Source organism: Xenorhabdus sp. PB62.4, from assembly GCF_014467285.1.
Lineage (GTDB): Bacteria > Pseudomonadota > Gammaproteobacteria > Enterobacterales > Enterobacteriaceae > Xenorhabdus.
The window spans coordinates 1-22,898 of sequence record NZ_NKHR01000028.1 but is presented as its reverse complement, the minus strand read 5'-3'; the positions used below and the strand labels follow the sequence as shown (position 1 = coordinate 22,898).

At 42.3% G+C, this 22,898-nt stretch carries 18 protein-coding genes; 12 read left to right on the top strand and 6 right to left on the bottom strand.

The genetic code is table 11. The features are described 5' to 3' along the window. The first annotated feature begins 276 nt into the window (after window positions 1-276). Window positions 277-513: a major outer membrane lipoprotein gene (locus Xenpb_RS16775; RefSeq protein WP_047964342.1), complete on the top strand. Its 237-nt coding sequence runs from the start codon at window positions 277-279 to the stop codon at window positions 511-513. A gap of 109 nt (window positions 514-622) precedes the next feature. Here Xenpb_RS16775 and Xenpb_RS16770 read toward each other — a convergent pair whose 3' ends face one another. The 3 genes from Xenpb_RS16770 to Xenpb_RS16760 all read right to left on the bottom strand — a co-directional run bounded on the left by Xenpb_RS16770 (window position 623) and on the right by Xenpb_RS16760 (window position 5,327). Beyond that, complete coding sequence (locus tag Xenpb_RS16770) at window positions 623-1,687, bottom strand: L,D-transpeptidase family protein (protein ID WP_187655370.1); 1,065 nt, start codon at window positions 1,685-1,687, stop codon at window positions 623-625. A 158-nt stretch (window positions 1,688-1,845) separates the two neighbouring features. Beyond that, window positions 1,846-2,259 (bottom strand): hotdog fold thioesterase, encoded by a 414-nt coding sequence (locus Xenpb_RS16765; RefSeq protein ID WP_187655369.1) that lies wholly within the window; start codon window positions 2,257-2,259, stop codon window positions 1,846-1,848. Continuing rightward, entirely contained in the window at window positions 2,256-5,327 is a 3,072-nt protein-coding gene (locus Xenpb_RS16760; protein ID WP_187655368.1) for an FAD-binding and (Fe-S)-binding domain-containing protein, read from the bottom strand. Before Xenpb_RS16760 ends, Xenpb_RS16765 begins: the two co-directional genes overlap by 4 nt. A gap of 215 nt (window positions 5,328-5,542) precedes the next feature. Here Xenpb_RS16760 and ydiK point away from each other — a divergent pair, with 215 nt between their 5' ends. Next, complete coding sequence (ydiK, locus tag Xenpb_RS16755) at window positions 5,543-6,652, top strand: AI-2E family transporter YdiK (protein WP_187655367.1); 1,110 nt, start codon at window positions 5,543-5,545, stop codon at window positions 6,650-6,652. Window positions 6,653-7,122: 470 nt separating this feature from the next. On the opposite strand, the gene ppsA is transcribed toward ydiK, so the two are convergent. Beyond that, window positions 7,123-9,501: a phosphoenolpyruvate synthase gene (gene ppsA, locus Xenpb_RS16750; protein WP_187655366.1), complete on the bottom strand. Its 2,379-nt coding sequence runs from the start codon at window positions 9,499-9,501 to the stop codon at window positions 7,123-7,125. A 256-nt stretch (window positions 9,502-9,757) separates the two neighbouring features. Here ppsA and Xenpb_RS16745 point away from each other — a divergent pair, with 256 nt between their 5' ends. From Xenpb_RS16745 to Xenpb_RS16710, 8 genes are all read left to right on the top strand, one after another. Then, window positions 9,758-10,621, top strand: a complete 864-nt coding sequence (locus Xenpb_RS16745; protein ID WP_187655365.1) for a pyruvate, water dikinase regulatory protein — start codon at window positions 9,758-9,760, stop codon at window positions 10,619-10,621. Window positions 10,622-10,771: 150 nt separating this feature from the next. Beyond that, the gene (locus Xenpb_RS16740) at window positions 10,772-11,818 is read left to right on the top strand and encodes a 3-deoxy-7-phosphoheptulonate synthase (protein ID WP_187655364.1); all 1,047 of its coding nucleotides are present in this window, start codon (window positions 10,772-10,774) and stop codon (window positions 11,816-11,818) included. Window positions 11,819-12,295: 477 nt separating this feature from the next. After that, complete coding sequence (locus tag Xenpb_RS16735) at window positions 12,296-14,350, top strand: TonB-dependent hemoglobin/transferrin/lactoferrin family receptor (protein ID WP_187655363.1); 2,055 nt, start codon at window positions 12,296-12,298, stop codon at window positions 14,348-14,350. A 74-nt stretch (window positions 14,351-14,424) separates the two neighbouring features. Then, on the top strand, window positions 14,425-15,498 hold the full coding sequence (locus Xenpb_RS16730; protein WP_187655362.1) for a ChuX/HutX family heme-like substrate-binding protein: 1,074 nt from the start codon (window positions 14,425-14,427) through the stop codon (window positions 15,496-15,498). Then, a complete protein-coding gene (locus Xenpb_RS16725) occupies window positions 15,495-16,313 on the top strand; it encodes a hemin ABC transporter substrate-binding protein (protein ID WP_187655361.1) in 819 nt (272 codons plus the stop codon). The genes Xenpb_RS16730 and Xenpb_RS16725 overlap by 4 nt, the downstream gene beginning before the upstream one ends. After that, the gene (locus Xenpb_RS16720) at window positions 16,310-17,311 is read left to right on the top strand and encodes an iron ABC transporter permease (RefSeq protein ID WP_187655360.1); all 1,002 of its coding nucleotides are present in this window, start codon (window positions 16,310-16,312) and stop codon (window positions 17,309-17,311) included. The genes Xenpb_RS16725 and Xenpb_RS16720 overlap by 4 nt, the downstream gene beginning before the upstream one ends. Next, entirely contained in the window at window positions 17,311-18,105 is a 795-nt protein-coding gene (locus Xenpb_RS16715; RefSeq protein ID WP_187655359.1) for a heme ABC transporter ATP-binding protein, read from the top strand. Before Xenpb_RS16720 ends, Xenpb_RS16715 begins: the two co-directional genes overlap by 1 nt. Before the next feature lie 287 nt (window positions 18,106-18,392). Beyond that, window positions 18,393-18,758 carry a helix-turn-helix domain-containing protein gene (locus tag Xenpb_RS16710; protein ID WP_187655358.1) on the top strand — a complete coding sequence of 122 codons (366 nt, stop codon included), beginning with the start codon at window positions 18,393-18,395 and terminating at the stop codon, window positions 18,756-18,758. A gap of 81 nt (window positions 18,759-18,839) precedes the next feature. Here Xenpb_RS16710 and Xenpb_RS16705 read toward each other — a convergent pair whose 3' ends face one another. Beyond that, entirely contained in the window at window positions 18,840-19,856 is a 1,017-nt protein-coding gene (locus Xenpb_RS16705; RefSeq protein ID WP_187655357.1) for a lipoate--protein ligase A, read from the bottom strand. 75 nt (window positions 19,857-19,931) lie between these two features. Next, the gene (locus Xenpb_RS16700; protein ID WP_187655356.1) at window positions 19,932-20,411 is read right to left on the bottom strand and encodes a C40 family peptidase; all 480 of its coding nucleotides are present in this window, start codon (window positions 20,409-20,411) and stop codon (window positions 19,932-19,934) included. Window positions 20,412-21,182: 771 nt separating this feature from the next. On the opposite strand from Xenpb_RS16700, the gene Xenpb_RS16695 reads away from it, so the two are divergent. Together Xenpb_RS16695 and Xenpb_RS16690 are read left to right on the top strand one after the other, a co-directional pair. Further along, window positions 21,183-21,323, top strand: coding sequence for a hypothetical protein (locus Xenpb_RS16695; RefSeq protein ID WP_255523172.1), 141 nt, complete (start codon window positions 21,183-21,185; stop codon window positions 21,321-21,323). A gap of 70 nt (window positions 21,324-21,393) precedes the next feature. Beyond that, window positions 21,394-22,559, top strand: a protein-coding gene (locus tag Xenpb_RS16690; protein ID WP_187655355.1) for an IS3 family transposase whose coding sequence is annotated in 2 segments (ribosomal slippage) — window positions 21,394-21,652 and window positions 21,652-22,559 — 1,167 coding nt in all. Because the reading frame shifts where the segments join, the coding sequence is not laid out codon by codon here. The last annotated feature ends 339 nt before the right edge of the window (window positions 22,560-22,898 follow it).

The following is a 22,898-nucleotide window of genomic DNA, read 5'->3' as shown; positions in this document are numbered from 1 at the left end:
CTCTACCATTAAAATAACTAAATAGACAATTTGTGCTCTCATTTATTATGTCAAAACTGTAAAAATGGTATGCACATCACGCAACAATTAAGACGATTCTGGTTAAATCATCTACTCGACTACCATTTTATTGTCGATATCCAAAAATTATTGGCTTATTTTGAGATAAAGAACAGCAGAATTTTTTTCGTAGAAAAAATTTATTCTCTTTCTAAAATAGTTTGTGTAATACTTAGATGGCTACTTGGAGATTAACTTAATCTAGAGGGTATTGTAATGAATCGTACTAAAGTTGTACTTGGTGCAGTAATTCTGGCTTCTACTTTGTTAGCAGGTTGTTCAAGCGCGACTAAAGTCGAGCAACTTGCTTCGCAGGTTCAAACTCTCGGTTCTAAAGTTGACCAGCTGAGCAATGACCTTAGTTCTATTCGTTCTGATGTACAATCAGCCAAAGACGAAGCAGCTCGAGCGAATCAACGCCTTAATAACCAAGTTCGTTCATACAAGAAATAAGCTTGTAGCAAATAACAAAAATGGCGTACTACAGTGTACGCCATTTCTCTTTTCCAGTTCCTATTCATTAAACAAAAATGATTCCCTTTCTCCCCATATCATTAAAGATTCAGGTTTCAGGTTGATAAATTGGTCCTGGCTGACGTAATCGAGGGATTTTAGCGGGTTTAGTTTCAGAAATAGTTGCTTCTCCATTTTCAATCGGCCCTAAAACTCCCGGATCTTTTTGACTATTTGAAACCTGCCCTATATTTACCTCTACTGGCATTCCTGAACGGCGGATTATAGCTTGATCAACAAGAAGTTCGTTTGTTTTACTATCAGCAATGAATTTCATCAATCCTTCAGAACGCGGGATTGGCAATATCTGTGGATCATCTGTCTCTTGTTGAGAAAGGGGCTGATGAACTTCCACATAGCGCTTACCGTTCGGCTCTACAGCGTATTTAATGGGTTCATTAATGATCTGAACACGCGTTCCCCGTGGAATTATGCGGAACAAATGTTCAATATCGTCGGGCCTTAAGCGGATACATCCCGAACTGACACGCATACCAATACCAAAATTCGCATTCGTGCCGTGGATGAGATATTCACCCCGTCCAGCCGCTAAACGTAAAGCAAAATCCCCCATTGGATTATCCGGGCCCGCAGGTATCACAGTAGGTAAAATGATCCCCCGACTTGCATAATCCTTGCGGATATTAGCAGTTGGTGTCCATGTTGGATGTTTGATCAATTGGCTGACTGACGTCGTCATAGTTGGAGTATTACGTCCAAGCTGACCGATACCGATAGGATATACGATGACATGGTTTGCTCCACTGGGGAAATAATAGAGCCTCAATTCAGCCAGATTGATGATAACCCCCTGACGAGGTGTATCTGGAAGTAGCATCTGCGATGGAATAATAAGTTCCGTACCAGCTTTCGGTAAATACGGATCAACGCCAGGGTTAGCTTCCAACATTGCCAATAAGCCGATTTCGTATTTAGTCGCAATGGATTCCAGTGGAAGCCCATCATCGGGCACAACATAAGTCGAGTTTTTACCAATCAAACGACTATTAGCAGGAGGCAATGGGTATTCGAGAGCATAAGCGATATTAGCCAATCCCCCTAACGATAACATGGCAACCAACAAGATGCCGATCAAAGTTAAAAATCGTTTCATAACATGCTTCCTGAACTGATACCTGAATGTTATTGGTTAATTAATAGACTACTTTGCGAGACTATTCTATCCCATTCACGGCAAAAATATATCAGGTTGTTCCCGTCAGCCAAATACTGACAGGAACAAAAACGCAATCACCGGTTGGAATAATAATGCTAAGGCAAAACCGCTGTTGTCAGGCGGGATGTACAACACAATTGTTGTTTATCGTTATAGATATCAATCTGCCAAACCTGATGTGAACGCCCCAGATGGATAGGTTTACAAACGCCTTTAACTACGCCTTCACGAACAGATTTAAGATGGTTGGCATTGATTTCAACCCCTACCACTTGCTGTTCACCTTCTGAACAAAGATACCCCGCGAACGAACCAAGTGTTTCAGCCAATACTACCGAGGCCCCGCCATGCAGAATACCAAACGGCTGTTTAGTCCGTTGATCAACAGGCATTGTTCCTTCAATAAAATCATCGCCAATCTGGGTAAACTCGATTCCTACATGTCTTACCATGCTCTCATCAATAAATTGATTCAGCATATTCACATCTATATTACGTTTCCAAATCACGTTATTATCTCCAATAGGGCTTGTAATGGATGTTTAAGTTGCTTTCCTTCCAGACGTTTCACCTGACTGCGGCATGAATACCCTGTACTCAGACAGTGCTCTGAAGAGAGATTTTTCAGTGCCGGAGCCCATGAAAGTTTGTAGATGCCAATCGAGTTATCCAAATTTTTCTTTTCATGTCCGTATGTACCTGCCATACCACAGCACCCTACACTGACATTATTCAATTGATAACCAAAATGACGGAAAATATCTCCCCATTGTTTACCGCTATTCGGCAATGCCGTCACTTCTGTACAGTGCCCCAGTAAATACCAATTCTGGCTGGATATTAAGCTATCACACTTCTCTGGTGACATTTTTTCCGGCAGGTTATTGATTAGCCACTCATGGACTAATTGAACCTGAAAATTACCCCGTCGCTCGCCAAGAATATCTTGATATTCATCCCGATAACACAATACTAAAGCAGGGTCGACTCCCACCATAGAAATATTCAGACGCGCCACTCGATTAAGAAAATCAGCCGTTTTTTCTGCCGTTTTGGCAAATCGGCTCAAAAACCCTTTGACATGTTGCGCTTTCCCGTTCGGTGAAAATGGCAACAATACAGGTTTATATCCCAATTTTTCCACCAATTGCACAAAATCAGTCACCACTTTCGCATCGTGATAACTCGTAAAAGGATCTTGAACAATCAACACATGCTGAGCACGTTCAGGTGGCGATAGGATTTCTAATTGTTCCAACGTCGTTCTGGCAGCATAATGACCTGCAAGCTGTTGTTGCAATGACGGATAGGAAAGTAACGGCAGATCAACCATACCAATAGTATTTTGGCTGATTTTCTGCACCCACGGCTGTTTCAGGAAAAAATTAAACATCCGGGGTACTTTTGCCATCAACGGCGTACTGTGCTCAACATTCGCAACAATATGATCGCGCAGAGGACGCAGGTAACGACCGTGATAAAGTTCCAAAAAACGCGAACGGAATGAAGGGACATCAATCTTGATCGGGCATTGTGTTGAACAAGCCTTACAGGCTAAACAACCTGACATTGCTTCTTTCACTTCATGTGAAAAATCATATTCTCCTCGCCATGCTTTCCAGCTATGGCGCGTTTTTTCAATCAATCCTCGTAAACTGGAGCGCGTCTGATCAAATCCCTGCTCCAATAAATCAGGCTCAACCCCCTGCTCCGTTAAAAGCCGCAACCACTCCCTGACAAGAGTTGCCCTCCCTTTGGGAGAATGTATGCGATGCTGGCTAATTTTCATTGAAGGGCACATAGGGCTTTTGACATCAAAATTGAAACACAAGCCATTGCCATTACATTCCATCGCTCCACGAAATGCCGTTCTCACATTGACAGGAATTGTACGGTCATAGGTTCCTCGCTTGGCTGCATCAACTTTCATCATTGGGGAATCAATGCCAATTGGCGGGCAAATTTTCCCCGGATTCAAGCGATTAAATGGATCAAATGCCGCTTTAATCCGACGCAATTCATCATACAAAATTTCGCCAAAAAAAGCCGGGCTGTATTCCGCACGGAATCCTTTACCATGCTCACCCCATAACAAACCACCATATTTTGCTGTCAAATGAACAATTTCATCAGAAATCTGCTTCATCAAAACTTCTTGTTGAGGATCACACATATCCAGCGCAGGGCGCACATGTAAAACACCTGCGTCTACATGTCCAAACATGCCATAATTCAGTTTGTGACTATCCAGCAACTGACGAAATTCGGCAATATAATCAGCAAGGTGTTGCGGTGGAACGCAAGTATCTTCGACAAATGGAATTGGCTTGGCTGCGCCCTTACTGTTACCAAGTAATCCAACGGATTTTTTCCGCATAGCATAAATGCGTTCAATATCCATTAAGTCATGGCACGTTTGATAGCCAATGATGCCCGCTTGTTTTTTTGCCATCAATTCATCAAGGCGCAAGCAAAGATCGTGAACCAATTGATTAATTTGCTGTTCATCATTACCACTGAATTCAACAATATTCAGCCCTTGCATATCCTTGTCAGGCACATCAGTGATTAATTCTTTCACTGAATGCCAGATGATATCTTCACGCGCCAGATTGAGCACTTTAGAGTCAACAGTTTCGACTGAAAGTGCTTTCGCTTCTACCATAAAAGGGGCATTACGCAGGGCAGAATCGAAAGAGTCATATTTAACATTCACCAACCGCCTGACTTTTGGCAAAGGAGTAATATCCAACGTGGCCTCTGTAATAAAGGCCAGTGTGCCTTCAGAGCCAGTCAAAATACGGGTAAGGTCAAACGTCTGCATATCATCGCTGAACACATGACGTAAATCGTATCCTGTCAGGAACCGATTGAGCTTAGGAAACTTTTCAAGAATCAACTTCCTTTGCTCACGACAACGCTCCAATACCGTTTTATAAATCCCCCCAATGCGCGTCTCTTCCTGAGCAATCGATTCCGCCAATGCCGTATTCATAGGTCGGGTATCAAACATTTCCCCTCCCAATAAAACAGCACGCACACCCAACACATGATCAGAGGTTTTACCATAAACCAACGATCCTTGGCCGGAAGCATCTGTATTGATCATGCCGCCCAAAGTGGCGCGATTGCTGGTTGAAAGTTCAGGAGAAAAAAAGTAACCAAATGGTTTCAGATATTGATTGAGTTGATCTTTGATAACACCGGCTTCGACTTTAACCCATCCCTGTTCTGGATTAATTTCCAGAATACGGTTCATGTACCGGGACATATCCACCACAATACCATTGTTAAGTGATTGTCCATTCGTTCCAGTTCCCCCACCTCGTGGGGTAAATGTCAGAGTTTGAAAGCGTTCCTCACCTGCTATCCTTGTCAATAATACAACATCGGCACTGGAGCGCGGGAATACAACAGCTTGCGGCAACAATTGGTAAATACTGTTATCTGTCGCCATAGTCAGTCTATCGGCGTAACTACTGGTTGTGTCTCCAGTAAAGCCAGCTTCTTTCAATGCAGTCAAATAGTCCTGTGTCAGATCACTGACATGGGGGGCTTGTGATATACGTGGGATCATTGGCTAGTTGCCCCTTTTCTCATTAGCATTTAGTATCAACATTGCGTTCTATTTATATACTATCTAGGGTAGCGTAACTCAGACACTTGCCTGAGAGGCAGGCTTTTAACCATATCACAATATTTATCTATTTTGAGCAACCAGTAAAATAACGTTATATTTAATTACCATTGTTATTGCCAACAGTATTTTCAATTGCCAAGAGAAATTATTTCATGGAAAAATCGCAATCATACCAAGATCTGCCCAAACTGTTATTCGCTCTATTTTTCATTTTATTGCTCATTACAACCAGTTTTTGGGTCTTAAGCCCTTTCATATTGGGATTCATTTGGTCAGGAATGGTCGTTATCGCAACTTGGCCCTTGTTAGAAAAACTGCAACAACGATTATGGGGAAAGCGCTGGATCGCCGTTTCCATAATGACGTTACTATTAGTCTTATTGTTCGTTATTCCGATCGCATTACTGGTCAGCAGCTTGGTGGAAAACAGTGCACCATTAATTGCATGGGCAAAATCCCCCTCTGCTTTTCATCTGCCACAATTGGAGTGGCTCAGCCGAATACCTGTTGTTGGCGATGACTTATATCTTAAATGGCAAGCTCTCATTGCTGATGGCAGTAACCTGCTTCTCAACAAAATTCCGCCTTATATCGGTAAAGCAGCAACATGGTTTTTTACTCAAGCCGCTAATGCAGGCCGCTTCCTTTTCCATCTGGCGCTGATGGTGATGTTCAGCGTATTACTGTATTGGAAAGGTGAACAGGTTATGCTCAGTATTCGCCATTTCGCTATCCGGCTGGCAGATAAACGTGGTGATGCAGTCGTATTACTGGCAGCACAATCCATTCGCGCCGTTGCTCTTGGTGTGGTTGTCACAGCATTGGTTCAAGCTATCGCAGGTGGAATTGGGCTAGCCATTGCCGGCATTCCCTATCCAATGATATTAACAGTGCTGATGTTTGTATGTTGTGTTGCCCAGCTAGGGCCTCTACTCGTCCTCATTCCATCTATCGCATGGCTTTATTGGACAGGAGAAACAACATGGGGAACCATTTTGGTTATCTGGAGCCTGATTCTGACAACAATGGATGGTGTGCTTCGCCCCTTCCTTATTCGCCTTGGCGCTGACTTACCGATGGTTTTAATTCTTACTGGTGTAATCGGCGGTATACTTTCTTTGGGTGTAATCGGGTTATTTATTGGCCCTGTTGTACTGGCAATTTCTTACAGCCTCCTGTTGGCATGGATGAATGAAGTCCCTAAGCCTGAAAGTAATATGGCAGATACAGAAAAACATTTCAGCAAGAAGCACGTTAAATAATCAAATAACTGCGTGAGAATATTATTTTCTCACGCAATTATCATTGCGATGAATATACCTTCCAAGTCCTATCTAAAAAATAAATTCATTTTTCAAAAGAAATAAAAATCACCGGAAAATTGTTACAAAAAAGTTATTTTTTCAAAGTTTCTTTTCCAGGTTCTATTTATTAAGAGGATTCTTAAAGAATAAACTCATTTATTAAATTAGTATTCTTTACATCGAAACAAATGTTTCCCAGTGAATTGCTACCTCAGCCTATAAACGCCATAGGCTGAGATGAACGAAGTAATATATATTGCTGTGTGTAGTCTTTGCCTGTCAGCCCATGATAGGCTTTTTTTTTGGCATTTTTTTAGTTTTTCTTCTATTAATTAATCATCATCACTAAAAAAGATCATGTTACATAGAATATAAAAGCCTGCGAATATTTTGACAGGCTTTTAAATTCAGGCCTGAATTATATTCAGCTAGTTACTTTTAGCCAAAGAAATCCAAGTTTTCACTACCGTATCTGGATTAAGCGATAAACTGTCAATTCCCTCTTTCATTAACCATGCTGCAAAATCTTCATGATCAGAAGGGCCTTGTCCACATATACCAACATATTTCCCTTGACGCTTCGCTGCTTGAATTGCCATAGAAAGTAATTGTTTTACGGCATCATTACGTTCATCGAATAATTCAGATACTACACCAGAATCGCGATCTAACCCCAGAGCCAACTGAGTCATATCATTTGAACCAATTGAAAAACCGTCAAAATGCTCAAGGAATTGGTCTGCCAATAACGCATTTGATGGAATTTCACACATCATAATGACTTTCAAACCATTTTCTCCACGCTTCAAGCCTTGAGATGCCAATTCAGCTACCACAGCCTCAGCTTGAGTCACTGTACGTACAAATGGGATCATGACTTCAACATTAGTTAGCCCCATAACATTGCGCACTCGCTTGACCGCTTCACATTCCAGAGCGAAGCATTGGCGGAAGCTGTCAGAAATATAACGGCCCGCTCCACGGAAACCCAACATCGGATTTTCTTCGTGCGGCTCATACATCTCTCCACCGACCAGATTCGCGTATTCATTGGATTTGAAATCTGACAAACGAACAATTACACGTTTCGGCCAAAATGCTGCTGCTAATGTTGCAATGCCTTCAGTTAATCGCCCCACATAAAATTCAACTGGGTCATCATATCCCAACATTAACGATTTAATCTGCTCTTGCAATTCAAGTGACTGCCGGGAGAATTCAAGTAACGCGCGAGGATGCACGCCAATCATCCGGTTAATGATAAATTCCAAACGCGCCAGACCAACCCCTTCATTTGGTAAACAAGCGAAATCAAATGCACGATCAGGGTTGCCGACATTCATCATGATCTTAACATCTAATTCCGGCAGTTCATCAACCTGAGAACTCTGAACGCTGAAATCCAATTTATTCTGATAAACAAAACCAGTATCACCTTCCGAACAAGAAACCGTTACTTTCTGGCCTTCTTTCAGACGTTCGGTCGCATCTCCGCAACCAACAACAGCGGGGATCCCCAACTCACGGGCAATAATGGCAGCATGGCAAGTACGCCCGCCACGATTGGTGACAATGGCCGCCGCTTTTTTCATAATGGGTTCCCAATCTGGATCGGTCATGTCCGTTACCAGCACATCCCCGACTTGAATGCGATCCATTTCACCAAGATTATGAATAACCTTGACAGTGCCAACGCCAATACGGTGACCAATAGCCCTGCCTTCCACCAGCACATTACCCTTTTCATTGAGCTGGTAACGTTCCATCACTTGTTGATTTGAACGAACAGTTTCAGGACGAGCCTGCACAATATATAACTTGCCATTGTGTCCATCTTTTGCCCATTCGATATCCATCGGGCGTCCATAATGTTTTTCAATCAATAGTGCCTGTCTTGCCAGCGCTTCTACTTCACTATCAGACAAAGAGAAGCGATTGCTTAACTCGTCTGGTACATCTTCCGTGCGCACCTGTTTTCCATGCTCTTTACTATCAGCATAAACCATGCGAATTTTTTTAGAGCCAAGATTACGGCGCACTATTGCGGGACGATTATTTTTCAAAGTAGGTTTATGGACATAAAATTCATCAGGATTCACTGCACCCTGTACAACCATCTCACCGAGACCATAAGCTGATGTAATGAACACAACCTGATCAAAACCTGATTCAGTATCAATTGTGAACATCACGCCAGATGATGCCAGATCAGAGCGTACCATCCGCTGTACGCCCGCAGAGAGCGCAACACCACGGTGATCATATCCCTGATGAACGCGATAAGAGATAGCGCGATCATTGAAAAGTGATGCAAAAACATGTTTGATGGCAACCATCACCGCATCAATGCCTTGCACGTTCAAGAAAGTTTCTTGCTGTCCAGCAAAAGAAGCATCCGGCATATCTTCTGCGGTTGCAGAAGAACGCACAGCGAAAGAAGCATCAGGTTCGCCTTCAGACAATTGCAGATAAGCATCACGGATATCTTTTTCAAGTTGAGCCGTAAATGGCGTATCAATCACCCATTGACGAATCTGTGCGCCAGCCTTGGCCAGTTGATTGACATCATCAACATTGGTTTCATCCAGCAATTGATAAATGCGCTGGTTTACACCACTTTGTTCCAGAAAATCATTAAATGCCTGTGCAGTCGTTGCAAAACCATTAGGAACAGATACGCCAAGTTCTGCCAGATTGGTAATCATCTCACCAAGAGAGGCGTTTTTACCACCGACCCGATTAACGTCATTCATGCCTAATTGGTTATACCAGAGTACATTGCTTGGGGTGAGGCCATTATTGGACATTAGAAACTATCCTTTTTTACATTCTCGAAGTACAAATCGGAAAAATTAAGGCTGCTCTTCACAGCAGGAAATAGCCTAGCACATTGTTTTGCCATATATGGAAAGGTGAATCGATCAACCCAACAATATTATTTTTTTACAGGTATAATCGGAAAACATAGGTGTATTGATAACCCTTGATAAAAACGATTCAGCCAAACAACCTTATAAATTTTGATAACTAACAATAACAATCTAACCATAAAAGAAAGAAACAATGATGGAAACTTACCTCCCCCAAACAGCAGAAAATGAAAAATCGGAACGCAGCGTATTTTTTATTTCCGATGGGACAGCAATTACCGCAGAAGTATTAGGCCACGCCGTCTTATCTCAATTTCCAATTGCTATTACCTCCTATACCCTGCCTTTCGTGACTAACAAAACTCGGGCTGAAGAAGTCAGAGATCAAATAAATGCGATATATCAGCAAACCCAAATCAGGCCATTGGTCTTTTATTCCATCATTTCAGATGAAGTAAAAAGCATTATTACCCGCAGCGATGGGTTTTGTCAGGATATTGTCCAGACACTGGTTGCGCCATTACAACAAGAAATAGGTATAGCTCCACAACCAGAATTACATCGAACCCATGGATTATCCAAAAAAAATCTGAGTCAATATGATGCTCGTATTGCCGCTGTTGATTATGCTCTTGCTCATGATGATGGCGTTTCATTACGCAATCTTGATCAAGCCCAAGTGATCATTCTCGGAGTATCCCGTTGTGGGAAAACACCGACCAGCCTCTATCTTGCCATGCAATTTGGTATTCAGGCCGCAAACTATCCTTTCACTGCTGATGATATGGATAACTTACAGTTACCTCCTGATTTAAAACCCTTTCAGCATAAATTGTTCGGCCTGACTATCAGCCCAGAAAGGCTTGCAGCCATTCGAGAAGAACGAAGAGAAAATAGCCGTTATGCTTCATTACGTCAATGCCGCGTAGAAATTGCTGAAGTTGAAGCACTATTTCGTAAAAACAAGATTAATTATTTGAATACCACCAATTATTCCATTGAAGAAATTTCAACCAAGATTATTGATAATATGGGATTGAAACGCCGTATGTTCTGATTCTGATACCCGCGTGTTTCACAATATTTATTCACGGCACTTTCTCGCTCAAATAGCATTATTGTCTGTTGAATTTGCTGAAAGTTGAGTTATTGTAATTTCTGTCATTCCAGACACTGTCTCAATATGAAGGAAAATTCGAGAAAGTATATGTACAAAACAGATGAGTTAAGAACCCACCGTATTGACAGCCTTATCACACCTAAAGCGCTTGCCGAACGATACCCTATATCAGAAAAGACGCTGCAAAATGTGACATTGTCACGAAAACGTATCGAGTCCATTCTGACAGGCGATGATCAACGTTTATTGGTCATCATTGGCCCCTGCTCCATCCATGATGTTGATGCAGCCCTTGATTATGCCTCCCGCTTACGCACATTACGTGAAAAATACCAGCACAGCCTGGAAATTGTAATGCGAACCTATTTCGAAAAGCCGAGAACAGTCGTTGGTTGGAAAGGTTTAATTTCAGATCCGATGCTAGATGGTTCCTGTCAGGTCAATGAAGGGATATCACTTGCCCGTAAGCTATTAATTGATATCAATGAATTAGGTGTTCCCACCGCCACAGAATTTTTGGACATGGTGACAGGCCAATACATCTCCGATTTAATTAGTTGGGGAGCTATTGGCGCCAGAACCACAGAAAGCCAAATCCACAGAGAAATGGCTTCTGCCCTGTCATGTCCAGTTGGTTTTAAAAATGGGACAGATGGCAATATACTGATTGCCATTGATGCCATTCGTGCAGCACGGGCCAGACATACGTTCCTGTCTCCTGACAAAAATGGCCAAATGACCATTTATCAAACCAGTGGAAATCCCTATGGGCATATTATTATGCGTGGCGGAAAAAAACCGAATTACGGGGCGGAAGAGATTGCAGCAACCTGCCATAAATTACGTGAGTTTAACTTACCCGAACGCTTGATTGTGGATTGCAGCCACGCTAATTGTCAGAAAATCCATCGCCGTCAATTAGATATCGCAAAAAATCTTGGAGAACAGATTCAGGCTGGTTCAACTGCCATTGCCGGCATTATGGCTGAAAGCTTTTTGGTGGAAGGTACTCAAAAAGTGGTTCAGGGAGAACCTTTGACCTACGGACAATCCATTACCGATCCATGCCTTGGCTGGCAGGATACCGAACAATTTATCAGTATCCTTGCCAATGCCGTTGAAAATTGTTCCTGAATCCTTTCCCTATTCTGGCTCCTGTTTGTTACTGCCGGAGTCAGATAACTTCATAAAAAATCATAAAAATCAATCAATTGATCATTTAACATAGGTATAAAAAAAATAACTTGAAGTTAACCTCTATTGAAACGATAATTATTCTCAACATTAGAATAATTATTGTTCAAATTTGGTTATGGAAAAATTAGCGTATCGTCAACATTGCTACACTAACCTCCTGCAACAGCAGATTCTTCCTGATCTATCCAACGATTCTGTAAAGCGCAATTGTATTGATGACCAATCACCATCAACAAAATTGTATGCCATGAAAATTTGCAAAAAAAGCAGATTCCCTCAACACATTCGACAAAATGCAGCAAATTTATTCTGACATAGCAAAATTTTTAGCAAGCTCACCTTTTAAATATCAGCAAGGTGTTGCTCTTTCGTTTTAATTTATAAGACACTATTTAAGCACGGAGATTGACCTGCATGACCCTAATTAAATCGCCCAGCCTAAGATTGTCTGCATTAACTGTAGCTATCTTTGCAAGTTTATCTTCAGCGAATGCAGCGACAGTAGTTTCTGAAAAAGACAAATCATCCAAAGACACTTTAACTGTTTACGCCACGGGTAATCAGCGTGACAGTTTTGAGGCTCCGATGATGGTTACGGTCATTGATGGTAATTCAGCCAGTAGCAAAGTTGCAGGTAATGCAAATGATTTACTGAACAAAATTCCGGGAATTGAAATTGCTGGCTCTGGACGCGCCAATGGACAAGATATCAATATGAGAGGTTACTCTCAGAAAGGTGTTCTTACCCTTGTGGATGGCATTCGGCAAGGAACCGATACCGGGCATCTTAATGGCGTATTCCTTGATCCTGCACTGATTAAGCAAGTCGAAATCGTTCGGGGTCCATCGGCTCTATTATATGGTAGTGGCGCTCTCGGTGGTGTTATTGCCTACCAAACAGTAGATGCTGCTGATTTATTGGAAGAAGGTAAGAACACAGGTTTTCGCGTTTTTAACCGCGCAGGCACAGGGGATCACAGTCTGGGATTTGGTGGGACCGCATTTGGTAAAACAGAACAACTCGATGGATTATTGGCATTTGGTACCCGCGATGTAGGTAATATCCGCTACGGAGACGGCACGCAAGGTCGTAATGATGAAACCATTGGTAATATTCTGGCAAAAGGCTCCTGGAAAATAACTGACAGCCAAACGCTCAGCGGTGACTTACGCTATTACCGCAATGAAGCACATGAACCCAAAAATCCACAAGAACCTAACGATAATAGTAGAAACCAAAAGATAGACCGCACCACAGCGCAACGGGATGCACATCTGACTTATCAACTGAATCCATCAGATTACAACTGGTTAAACGCCAGAGCGGATATTTATTATTCCGATGTAAATATTAATACCAAAAATAAAGACAAAAGCTTTGAAGGCCGCAAACAAGCAACTTATGGCATAAAACTTGAAAACCGCTCCCATCTGCCAAGCACTGCTTTTGCAGCGCACCAATTTACCTACGGTGGCGAAATCTATAAACAAAGACAAAAGCCAAGCAGTGATATTGTTGTAGGTTTTCCCAATGCGGATATTCGTTTTGCATCCGGCTGGATTCAGGACGAAATGACTTTACAGGAATTGCCTATTTCGTTTATTGCGGGTACGCGTTATGACAATTATAAGTCTTCAAATAACAAATATGACGATATCAGTGCTAACAAATGGTCATCAAAAGGCGCCATTAGCATTACTCCAGCCGATTGGCTGATGATGTTTGCTTCCTATTCTCAGGCATTCCGTGCTCCAAGCATGGGCGAAATGTATAACGATTCGAAACATTTTGATATGCCTCCAATGAAAGGACGCCCAGGATTTACAAACTATTGGAAACCAAATCCAAATTTACGCCCTGAAAACAATGAGACACAAGAATATGGTTTCGGGCTGCGTTTTGATGATTTGTTAGCCAGCAATGACGGCTTGAAACTTAAGGCCAGTTATTTTGATACTAAAGCGAAAGACTACATATCTTCTATTGTCACCTCTGATATGAGATTTACAACGTCATTGAATATTCCAAAGGCTAAAATTTGGGGTTGGGATGTTTCTATGACATATGACTCTGATTGGTTCTCTTGGGGTCTCGCTTACAACCATACAACTGGTAAGAACGAAGAAACGGGCGCATCTATCGAAGCTCTCAGCCCAGATACTCTGACCAGTACATTGGACATTCCATTATCTACTACAGGTTTCTCCATTGGTTGGATCGGTAAGTTTACCCAACATACCAATCTTAGAGGGGTAAATGGTGATAAAAACGAGCGAGGGCAGAAAATCCAACAATATTCAGGGCATGGCGTCAATGATTTCTATGTCAGCTATCACAGTGATGGCGCATTAAAAGGGCTGACGACTTCTGTCGTACTGGGTAATGCTTTCGATAAAGCCTATTACTCATCTTTGGGTACACCACAAACGGGTCGCAACGCCAAACTGTTCGTCAGTTACCAATGGTAAATAGTAATAGACCATACCATTAATTTTTAAAATGAAATGTATTTTTAACGCCATTTTTTAAGGAGTTAGCAACTGTGAATCAATCACTTTATGAACGTTACCAACAAGCCAAAGCAGATAACAAAGCTAAATATGCACGTGACCTCGCGGCTTACCTCAATGTCAGCGAAGGAGAGTTATTGCAAAGCCGTGTCGGTATTGACGCCAAACGTTTGAATATTGATGCTCCAACCTTACTTCAGGAACTGGCGACAGTTGGCGAAACCAAGGCAATTACCCGTAATGATTTCGCCGTTCACGAGCATATTGGTCGTTACGAAAATACCAAATTCAGCCCACACGTTGGTTTGATCCTCAACCCACGTGAACTTGACCTGCGTCTGTTCTTCGAACACTGGAACAGTATTTTCTCTTTGGTTGAATCTACCAAGAATGGTATACGTCACAGCATTCAATTCTTTGATCGCCAAGGTGACGCACTGCATAAGGTCTATACCACCAGTAGCACCGATATGGCGGCATGGGATGCTTTGATCGAAAAATATCAGTCCAATGAAAATCCAGCGCTAGAGATCCAGCCAGAAAAAGTACCTGAGCATGCAGAAGTCACTGAACAATTACGTGCACAGTTAGATGAAGAATGGCGAGCAATGACTGATGTTCATCAATTCTTCATCATGATGAAACGCCATAATCTGAACCGCCAGCAGATTTTCAATGCAGTCAGTGATGATTTGGCATATCGTGTTGATAATTCAGCAGTAAACCAGATCGTTGAAACTGCCTATAACGATCAGAACGAAATCATGATCTTTGTCGGAAACCGTGGTTGTGTTCAGATTTTTACCGGCAAACTGGAGCGTTTGGTGCCTTATCAGGAAGAAAACTCCTCTCAGAAATGGCTCAATATTTTCAACTTCAATTTCACTCTGCACCTGATTGAAAGTGCCATTGCTGAAAGCTGGGTTACCCGTAAACCAACAGATAATGGTTTTGTCACCAGTCTTGAGTTATTTGATGCCAATGGAAATCAAATCGCACAGTTATACGGTCAACGCACCGAAGGTACCCCAGAGCAAGCTAAATGGCGTGAACAAATCGCCGCACTGCCTAAACTGCAACCAGAACAGGAAACTTATATAGCATGAAAAAGTGGCTTCTAACATTTATGCTTGCCATCTCCTTCAATGTGCTCTCTGCTGAACGCATTGTTACAATTGGTGGCGATGTGTCTGAAATTGTTTTTGCACTTGGCGAAGGAAAGCATGTTGTCGCAAGGGACAGTACCAGCCAAAATCCCAAAGCATTACTTTCTCTACCCGATGTAGGGTATATGAGGATGCTGAATTCAGAAGGAATTTTGTCTATGCGCCCATCATTGGTGATCGCCAGTGAATCGGCTCAACCTTCTCTGACACTCAAGCAAGTCGAAGATTCCGGTGTAAAAGTTATTAAAGTGACCAGCGAAACCTCGTTAGAAGCCGTGCCTGAAAAAATCATGACCGTCGCCAAGGCGGTCAATCAGGAAAAGCACGGTGAAGCATTGATTGCCCAATATCGGCAACAATTAGCAAACATCACCACATCAGATATTCCCACTAAAGTCATTTTTGTCATGAGCCACGGTGGCATTATGCCAATGGCTGCCGGCCAAAAAACAGCCGCAGATCAGATTATTCGTGCGATCGGTGCAAAGAATGCAATGCAAGGAATTCAAGGATATCGCCCTTTGTCTCAAGAAGGTGTTATCGCCAGCAAGCCAGATTTGTTACTGGTCAGCACAGAAGGATTGAAGACTTTAGGCGGTATGGATAAAGTTTGGCAACTTCCCGGGTTAAATTTCACACCCGCAGGCAAGAAAAAACAGATCGTTGTTGTTGATGAAATGGGTCTGCTTGGATTTGGTCTGCAAACTCCTGCTGTGATGAAACAAGTCCGTGAAGCAGCGGAGAAAGTGCAATGAGTCGTTCTCAATCCCCCAGTATTGGCTTGATAATACTGGGTTTATTGTTATTCTTTCTAGCAATCAGCTCAGCCAATATGGGGGCATTGCCACTTTCTTTTAAAACCCTGTGGGAATCCTCTTTAGAGGATCCACAGTGGCAAATTTGGTTGAATATTCGGCTGCCACGTATTCTATTGGCAATTCTTGTCGGATGTGCATTGGCTGTGTCTGGCGCCGTGATGCAGGGGTTATTCCGCAACCCTCTGGCCGACCCCGGGTTATTAGGGATCAGCAGTGGAGCAGCACTTACAGTAGCAATGGCTATTGTCCTGCCTTTCACTTTACCAGCCAGTATTGCGTTATACGGCCATATTATTGCAGCTTTTGCGGGCAGCTTATTGGTATCCACCCTGATATTCTCTCTTAATAAATATAGCCACGGTAACCTATCAAAGTTGCTACTCGCAGGTATCGCGATTAATGCACTGTGCATGGCATTTATTGGTGTATTAAGTTATATCAGTAACGATCAACAATTGCGCCAGTTTTCTATTTGGATGATGGGCTCGTTAAGCCAAATTCAATGGCCAACGCTGATAATTGCCGCATCCCTCATTATTCCCGTTTGTATACTGACATTCAGCCAATCACGAAAGTTAAATTTGCTTCAACTGGGCGATGAAGAAGCGCATTATTTAGGCATTAATGTCCAGCGTACTAAATATCAATTATTGTTACTGAGTGCGTTGTTGATTGGATGTGCAGTTGCATTGACAGGTGTCATTGGTTTTATCGGTTTGGTTATTCCACACCTTGCCAGAATGCGGTTTGGTGGCGATCATACTTGGTTGTTACCAATATCAGCTTTGGGCGGAGCATGCCTTTTGTTAACCGCCGATACACTGGCCAGAACATTGGTTTCTCCTGCCGAAATGCCAGTAGGATTGATAACGGGTTTGATTGGTGCTCCCTATTTCTTATGGCTGATTCTTAAGTCATCAGGAGGCCGTTTATAATGGAGCCGATCATGTCAGATAATTTACTTGAAGCTAAAAATTTAAATTATTTTATCGGCCAGCACCAGATAATCAGAGATGTTTCACTTTCCATCCGTTCTGGGGAAGTAGTTGCGATTATTGGCCCAAATGGGGCAGGAAAATCGACACTGTTACGATTATTAACTGGCTATATTCCGCTAAACTCAGGAGAATGCCTGTTAAAAGGCGTTCCCATTTCCCGCTGGCCGACTCAGCAACTCGCACGCATTCGTGCAGTAATGCGACAATATAGTTCCCTTTCTTTTCCTTTTAGTGTGGAAGAAGTCATTGCAATGGGTCGTGTTCCCCATGAAAATGCTCACAACAAAATCGCTATTGATGAAGCTATTGCATTAACTGAATGCGAAGAACTGAGAAAAAGAAATTACCAACAACTTTCCGGCGGAGAACAACAACGAGTTCAGTTAGCGAGAGTTTTGGCCCAACTTTGGCATCCTGAGCCTACAGAATCTTGCCTCTTTTTGGATGAACCCACTTCAGCACTGGATCTTTATCATCAACAACACACACTACGGCTCGTTCACCGCCTGACGCGTCAACATCCTATAGCCGTCTGCTGTGTGCTGCATGATTTGAACTTGGCAGCCCTTTATGCTGACAAAATTATCCTTTTGCACAAAGGAAAATTAGTCGCATCCGGCACTCCACACGATGTACTGCGGGACGATATTCTCAAACAATGGTATCAAGCTGATTTAGGTGTTACCCAACATCCTGAAACTCATCAACCACAAATCTATCTCAGGCAGTAAAAAAAGCGATTATTCTCTTTATCTTTCGGATGTTAGCTGATTAGTTACAGTTTAAAATTTATTGCCCGGATAAGAAAAAAGGCAAATTTTGCAGACTAAAGCAAAATTTGCCTCAGCTTCTGACTATTTTGCCTCAAATTATTCTACCTCAAATTATTAACCCTAAATCGCACGTTTTGCGTATACGACAAAAAAGAAATTCTTAAAATGACACGCACAATAACGTAAATAATTACTTATATATCGGTATCTTTTTAGCAAAAACCCCACTCATGTGGGAGGTAAACATGTTAGAAAATGTTATCAACGATATTGTCAGATGGTTAGAAAGCCAACTTCAACGAGCAGAAGGTATAAAGATAGATGCTATTGCCCATAAAAGTGGCTATTCAAAATGGCATTTACAACGAATTTTTAAGGAATTAAAAGGCTGTACACTAGGCCAATACGTACGCCGACGCCGTCTTCATGAAGCAGCCAGATCTTTGCGTGAAGATAATTTGCCGATTCTTGATATTGCTCTGCAATATGGTTTTAGTTCTCAGGCTACATTTACCCGGATATTTAAAAAACATTTTAATACTACACCGGCTAAGTTCAGAGAAAACGGGCAACTACCTGAATTTAAGACCTTCTTACATTGTGAAGAATAAAAGTTTTTAATAAGTGTCACCCTTTATGGTCAACTTCCCTGTAGTTGACCATTTTTTTTCACACTTTGCTAAATTTTCAGATTATTTCAATTCATTGATGAGCCAATGATACGATTGCTGTAACTCTGTATCCAAAGAGGGGTATAACTCGCTAATTTGTTGAATGATCCGTCCAACTGCCTCTGGCTGGTACAATACCCCAATTAACTTTTCAGCCAGTAATTCAAACGGGGCAGGTTCAAGACTGTCGGTAAACATCTGGCAACGGCTAATCACACCATGTTCAACATCAACATGCAGCTCAATTCCTCCCCAACGGAACCGTGTATCTAATGTGTGACTGAATGCTGGAGCCTGACCAAAATTCCATTCCCAACTACTCTGCTTAGCAAAAATATCACTAAAGCCCGGCAAATCAGGTAAAAACTGCGGTGAAATAATTTCCGCCTTAACTGTTTCGCCAAATTGGTCAAAAAATGCTTCAATAATGCCCTTACAAATTTTTTCATGTGTAATATCGGGCAATAATTCAGATAAGTTTGTTACTCTGGAACGAACCGACGTAATACCTTTCGCCTGTAATTTTTTAGGATCAGGATTAAGGTAATCGGCAAGACGATTCAAATCTGCGTTAATCAATAAAGTTCCGTGATGAAATCCCCGATCTTTAGTTTCCCGATATGCAGAACCAGAGATTTTACGTTCTCCTTCAGGGGAAAATAAAACCAGGTCATTGCGACCAGAAGCTGTCGCATGAATCCCGGATTTTTTCAGCCCCTCAAGGATGATTTGCGTGGAAACAGTTTTGTTATATTCAGGTTTACCGGCCATAAAAGTGAAACACGTATTACCTAAGTCGTGGAAAACGGCCCCACCGCCACTGCTACGTCGAGCCAGTTTAATGCCATCTTGTTCCATTCTTCGGGTATTACACTCTTTCCAAGGATTTTGTGCACGCCCAACTACGACAGTATTATCGTTACGCCATAAGAAAAGAACACGCTGATTTGGTGGCATCTGTCGAAAAATACACTCTTCAACAGCAAGATTAAACCAAGGATCGTGGGAATCTGACAGCAACAGACGTAATGTGGACATTTTTGGCTCCAGCAAAGGAAAACAGAGGGTTAAGATATCATAAAGCATTGCTGGAGAAATGGGATGAAAGTGGGATCATATCCTGCGGGCCTGCCAGAAGACACGACGCCAATACACATTATCAAGCGAGGAACGGATTACCCCTTTGCTGGTGGATGCGTGAATAAATTCATTGTTAGTATCATAAATACCCACATGCAATCCACTCTCACCACTGCCTGTCTTGAAAAAGACCAAGTCCCCCGGCATCAAATCATCTTTGCTAATCTTTGTGCCTAATCTGGTTTGTTCACTCGTTGTACGGGGAAGCCGGATATTAAAACGATCATAAAAAGTACGATAGACAAAACCAGAACAATCAACACCATGTCTATCCATGCCACCGTAACGGTATGGTGTACTATGCCATTGTTCAAGTTGATCTCTTAGCTGGGCTATGACCATTATCGGATCAGAAAGAGCAACGCTTAACGGAGGGGGAGTAGATTTGGAAGCAGGATTGGTACAGCCAATAAGAAATAGGCTAAATAGCAAAAATAAATATCTCAATTTCATTGTCAAACACCTGCCATTTCTTACTATCACCGTGAATTTAATACGCTTTCAGTTTTGCTCATTTTCGTGCAATTAGGGTTATTTTAAGCTATTTTCTTATTAGCAGCCCCAAAAAACACCCCATATAATATGCCTAAACACAATTAAGAAAGTGACTGCTCCCCGCCCTATCGAGGGTTTACGGCAGGCTTTGCTAAAAGTGCGATTCGTTCATAACCAATCGCTAGAATACAGATCGTAAGGTTAACAAATATATTGTTTCTAAAATATACACCTGTTTTTACCACAAAATTGGACAACCCAGAATTTACTTCACTGTTGGAGAGTAAATTTTTAACGCGGATCGGGTAAGGATTCAGGCGTGAGAGTAGTGGTTCTTGCGACATAAAGATGGCTCTGTTTGTTGTCTATCTGAAAAAGGTCATGATAATAAACTCAGATCACAACGAAAATGGAAAATCATGCAGCCCAGTGGCTAATTTTTTCTACAATATTTCACAAATCGGTTGATATAGTACGCCATATATTGAAAAGAAAGGAGATAATGAAATGTGAATTTCCTGATTATTCTTATGTAAAATTTCAATATATAGATAAAGGTTTGGATACATTTCCAATAAAAATTTTTACATCGTATTTATATTACATAATCCATCTTACATTTTAATAAATTTCACAAATACGAAACAAACAATATTAAGTTAATAAGATAAATTATCTGCATTACTGTTATAATCAATAACCCGATAACCCAATTTTCCACCTGTTCTTATGAAATCGAAGATAACACTTTCTGAGCCTGAACGAATTACATTGCAACAACTGGCCTTGAATCACCCACACCGGGACGTCCGTACGCGAGGAACGGGTTTGCTCATGCTTGCCAGAGGCGTCAAGCCGTCCCAGATCTGAAGTGGCACACTAATTTTGGTCACCGTCATAGGGATGATATTCTCACTTCAACAATTAAACAGGTGACATAATGAAAAGACGTTTCAGCCCCGAGTTCAAACTGGAATCCGCCCAGTTAGTCCTTGATCAGAATTACAGTGTGATGGAGGCCGCCAAGGCAATGAATGTCAGTAAATCAGCCTTGGGAAGCTGGGTGAGTCAGTTGAGGCAGGAACGGCAAGGGAAATCCCCTAAAGCCCAGCCCATCACGCCGGAGCAAATTGAAATACGTGAGCTGAAAAAGAAACTGCAACGTATTGAAATGGGAAACGAAATATTAAAAAAAGCCTCCGCACTCTTGATATCGGACGCCCTGAACAGTTCTCGTTAACCGAGCAATTCAGAGTGCATTATCCGGTGGCTTCCCTTTGTCGACTGTTCGGGGTCTATCGCAGTAGTTATCAGGCTTGGCGTTATCGGACAGAAAAACCCGATGCTCAACGCGTCAAGCTAAAAAGTCTAGTTCGTGAAGCCGTTAACGAGAGTAACGGCTCGGCGGGTGCCCGAACGATTGCCGCTATGGTGACGGCCAAAGGCGTGCCACTCGGCCGCTGGCTGGCCGGGAAGTTAATGGTTGAACTGGGGCTGACTAGTCGCCAGCAACCAAAACACCGTTATACGCGTAAGGAGCAGGAACATGTTGATATTCCTAACCACCTTGGCCGTCAGTTCGCGGTGACCGAACCCAATCAGGTTTGGTGTGGCGATGTGACCTTCATCTGGGCAGGCCACCGCTGGGTTTATTTGGCGGTGGTTCTCGACCTGTTTGCCCGCAAACCCATTGGCTGGGCGATGTCCTTCTCCCCGGACGCTGAGTTGACGAAGAAAGCGTTAGAAATGGCATTTGAATCAAGGGGAAGGCCACAAGGTGTCCTGTTTCACAGCGATCAAGGCAGCCACTATACCAGCAAAGCCTTCAGACAGTTATTGTGGCGCTATGGCCTCAAACAAAGCCTGAGTCGCCGGGGAAATTGCTGGGATAATAGCCCAATGGAGCGCTTTTTCAGGAGTTTGAAAAGTGAATGGGTTCCTGAAGAAGGATATTCAGATTTTAGAGAAGCCTTTCGTTCCATCACGAATTATATAATCGGTTATTATAGCCAGCTTCGGCCCCATTGGTATAACAATGGATTGACCCCCAACGAATCAGAACGATTATTTTGGGAAAACGCTAAGTCAGTGACCAATTTTTATTGACCATATATGGACGTCCCCGGTTATGCAAGCATGAATTGATACGGTTTGCGCCCATATATCCGGCGTCATTATGGACTCATTTGTCCGCGCCATGATGTCATCCGCACCCTGTTTCCTTATCACTACACCGGTATATCACTACCTGGGTCAATATCAGGCTATGGCAGGGACGGGAGCCGTTTTCTCATCAGTGTTTGCAAACTCAATAATATACCCGTTTTAGGTGACCCAATTAACGGACAGAAAAGCTTTTTTCATATTAAAATCCACGTCATCCCGCAGAACACGCCAAATAATCCGGGTCAGTTTGTTGGCTAAAGCCACCGTGGCTTTCATGAA

What these genes read in the sequence shown, in the direction of transcription:
- Xenpb_RS16740 (WP_187655364.1), top strand. Translation starts at nt 10,772, where the DNA reads ATGTACAAAACAGATGAGTTAAGAACCCACCGTATTGACAGCCTTATC.
- Xenpb_RS16715 (WP_187655359.1), top strand. Translation starts at nt 17,311, where the DNA reads ATGGAGCCGATCATGTCAGATAATTTACTTGAAGCTAAAAATTTAAAT.
- Xenpb_RS16705 (WP_187655357.1), bottom strand. Translation starts at nt 19,856, where the DNA reads ATGTCCACATTACGTCTGTTGCTGTCAGATTCCCACGATCCTTGGTTT.
- ydiK (WP_187655367.1), top strand. Translation starts at nt 5,543, where the DNA reads ATGGAAAAATCGCAATCATACCAAGATCTGCCCAAACTGTTATTCGCT.
- Xenpb_RS16710 (WP_187655358.1), top strand. Translation starts at nt 18,393, where the DNA reads ATGTTAGAAAATGTTATCAACGATATTGTCAGATGGTTAGAAAGCCAA.
- Xenpb_RS16695 (WP_255523172.1), top strand. Translation starts at nt 21,183, where the DNA reads ATGAAATCGAAGATAACACTTTCTGAGCCTGAACGAATTACATTGCAA.
- Xenpb_RS16745 (WP_187655365.1), top strand. Translation starts at nt 9,758, where the DNA reads ATGATGGAAACTTACCTCCCCCAAACAGCAGAAAATGAAAAATCGGAA.
- ppsA (WP_187655366.1), bottom strand. Translation starts at nt 9,501, where the DNA reads ATGTCCAATAATGGCCTCACCCCAAGCAATGTACTCTGGTATAACCAA.
- Xenpb_RS16770 (WP_187655370.1), bottom strand. Translation starts at nt 1,687, where the DNA reads ATGAAACGATTTTTAACTTTGATCGGCATCTTGTTGGTTGCCATGTTA.
- Xenpb_RS16720 (WP_187655360.1), top strand. Translation starts at nt 16,310, where the DNA reads ATGAGTCGTTCTCAATCCCCCAGTATTGGCTTGATAATACTGGGTTTA.
- Xenpb_RS16725 (WP_187655361.1), top strand. Translation starts at nt 15,495, where the DNA reads ATGAAAAAGTGGCTTCTAACATTTATGCTTGCCATCTCCTTCAATGTG.
- Xenpb_RS16735 (WP_187655363.1), top strand. Translation starts at nt 12,296, where the DNA reads ATGACCCTAATTAAATCGCCCAGCCTAAGATTGTCTGCATTAACTGTA.
- Xenpb_RS16775 (WP_047964342.1), top strand. Translation starts at nt 277, where the DNA reads ATGAATCGTACTAAAGTTGTACTTGGTGCAGTAATTCTGGCTTCTACT.
- Xenpb_RS16700 (WP_187655356.1), bottom strand. Translation starts at nt 20,411, where the DNA reads ATGAAATTGAGATATTTATTTTTGCTATTTAGCCTATTTCTTATTGGC.
- Xenpb_RS16760 (WP_187655368.1), bottom strand. Translation starts at nt 5,327, where the DNA reads ATGATCCCACGTATATCACAAGCCCCCCATGTCAGTGATCTGACACAG.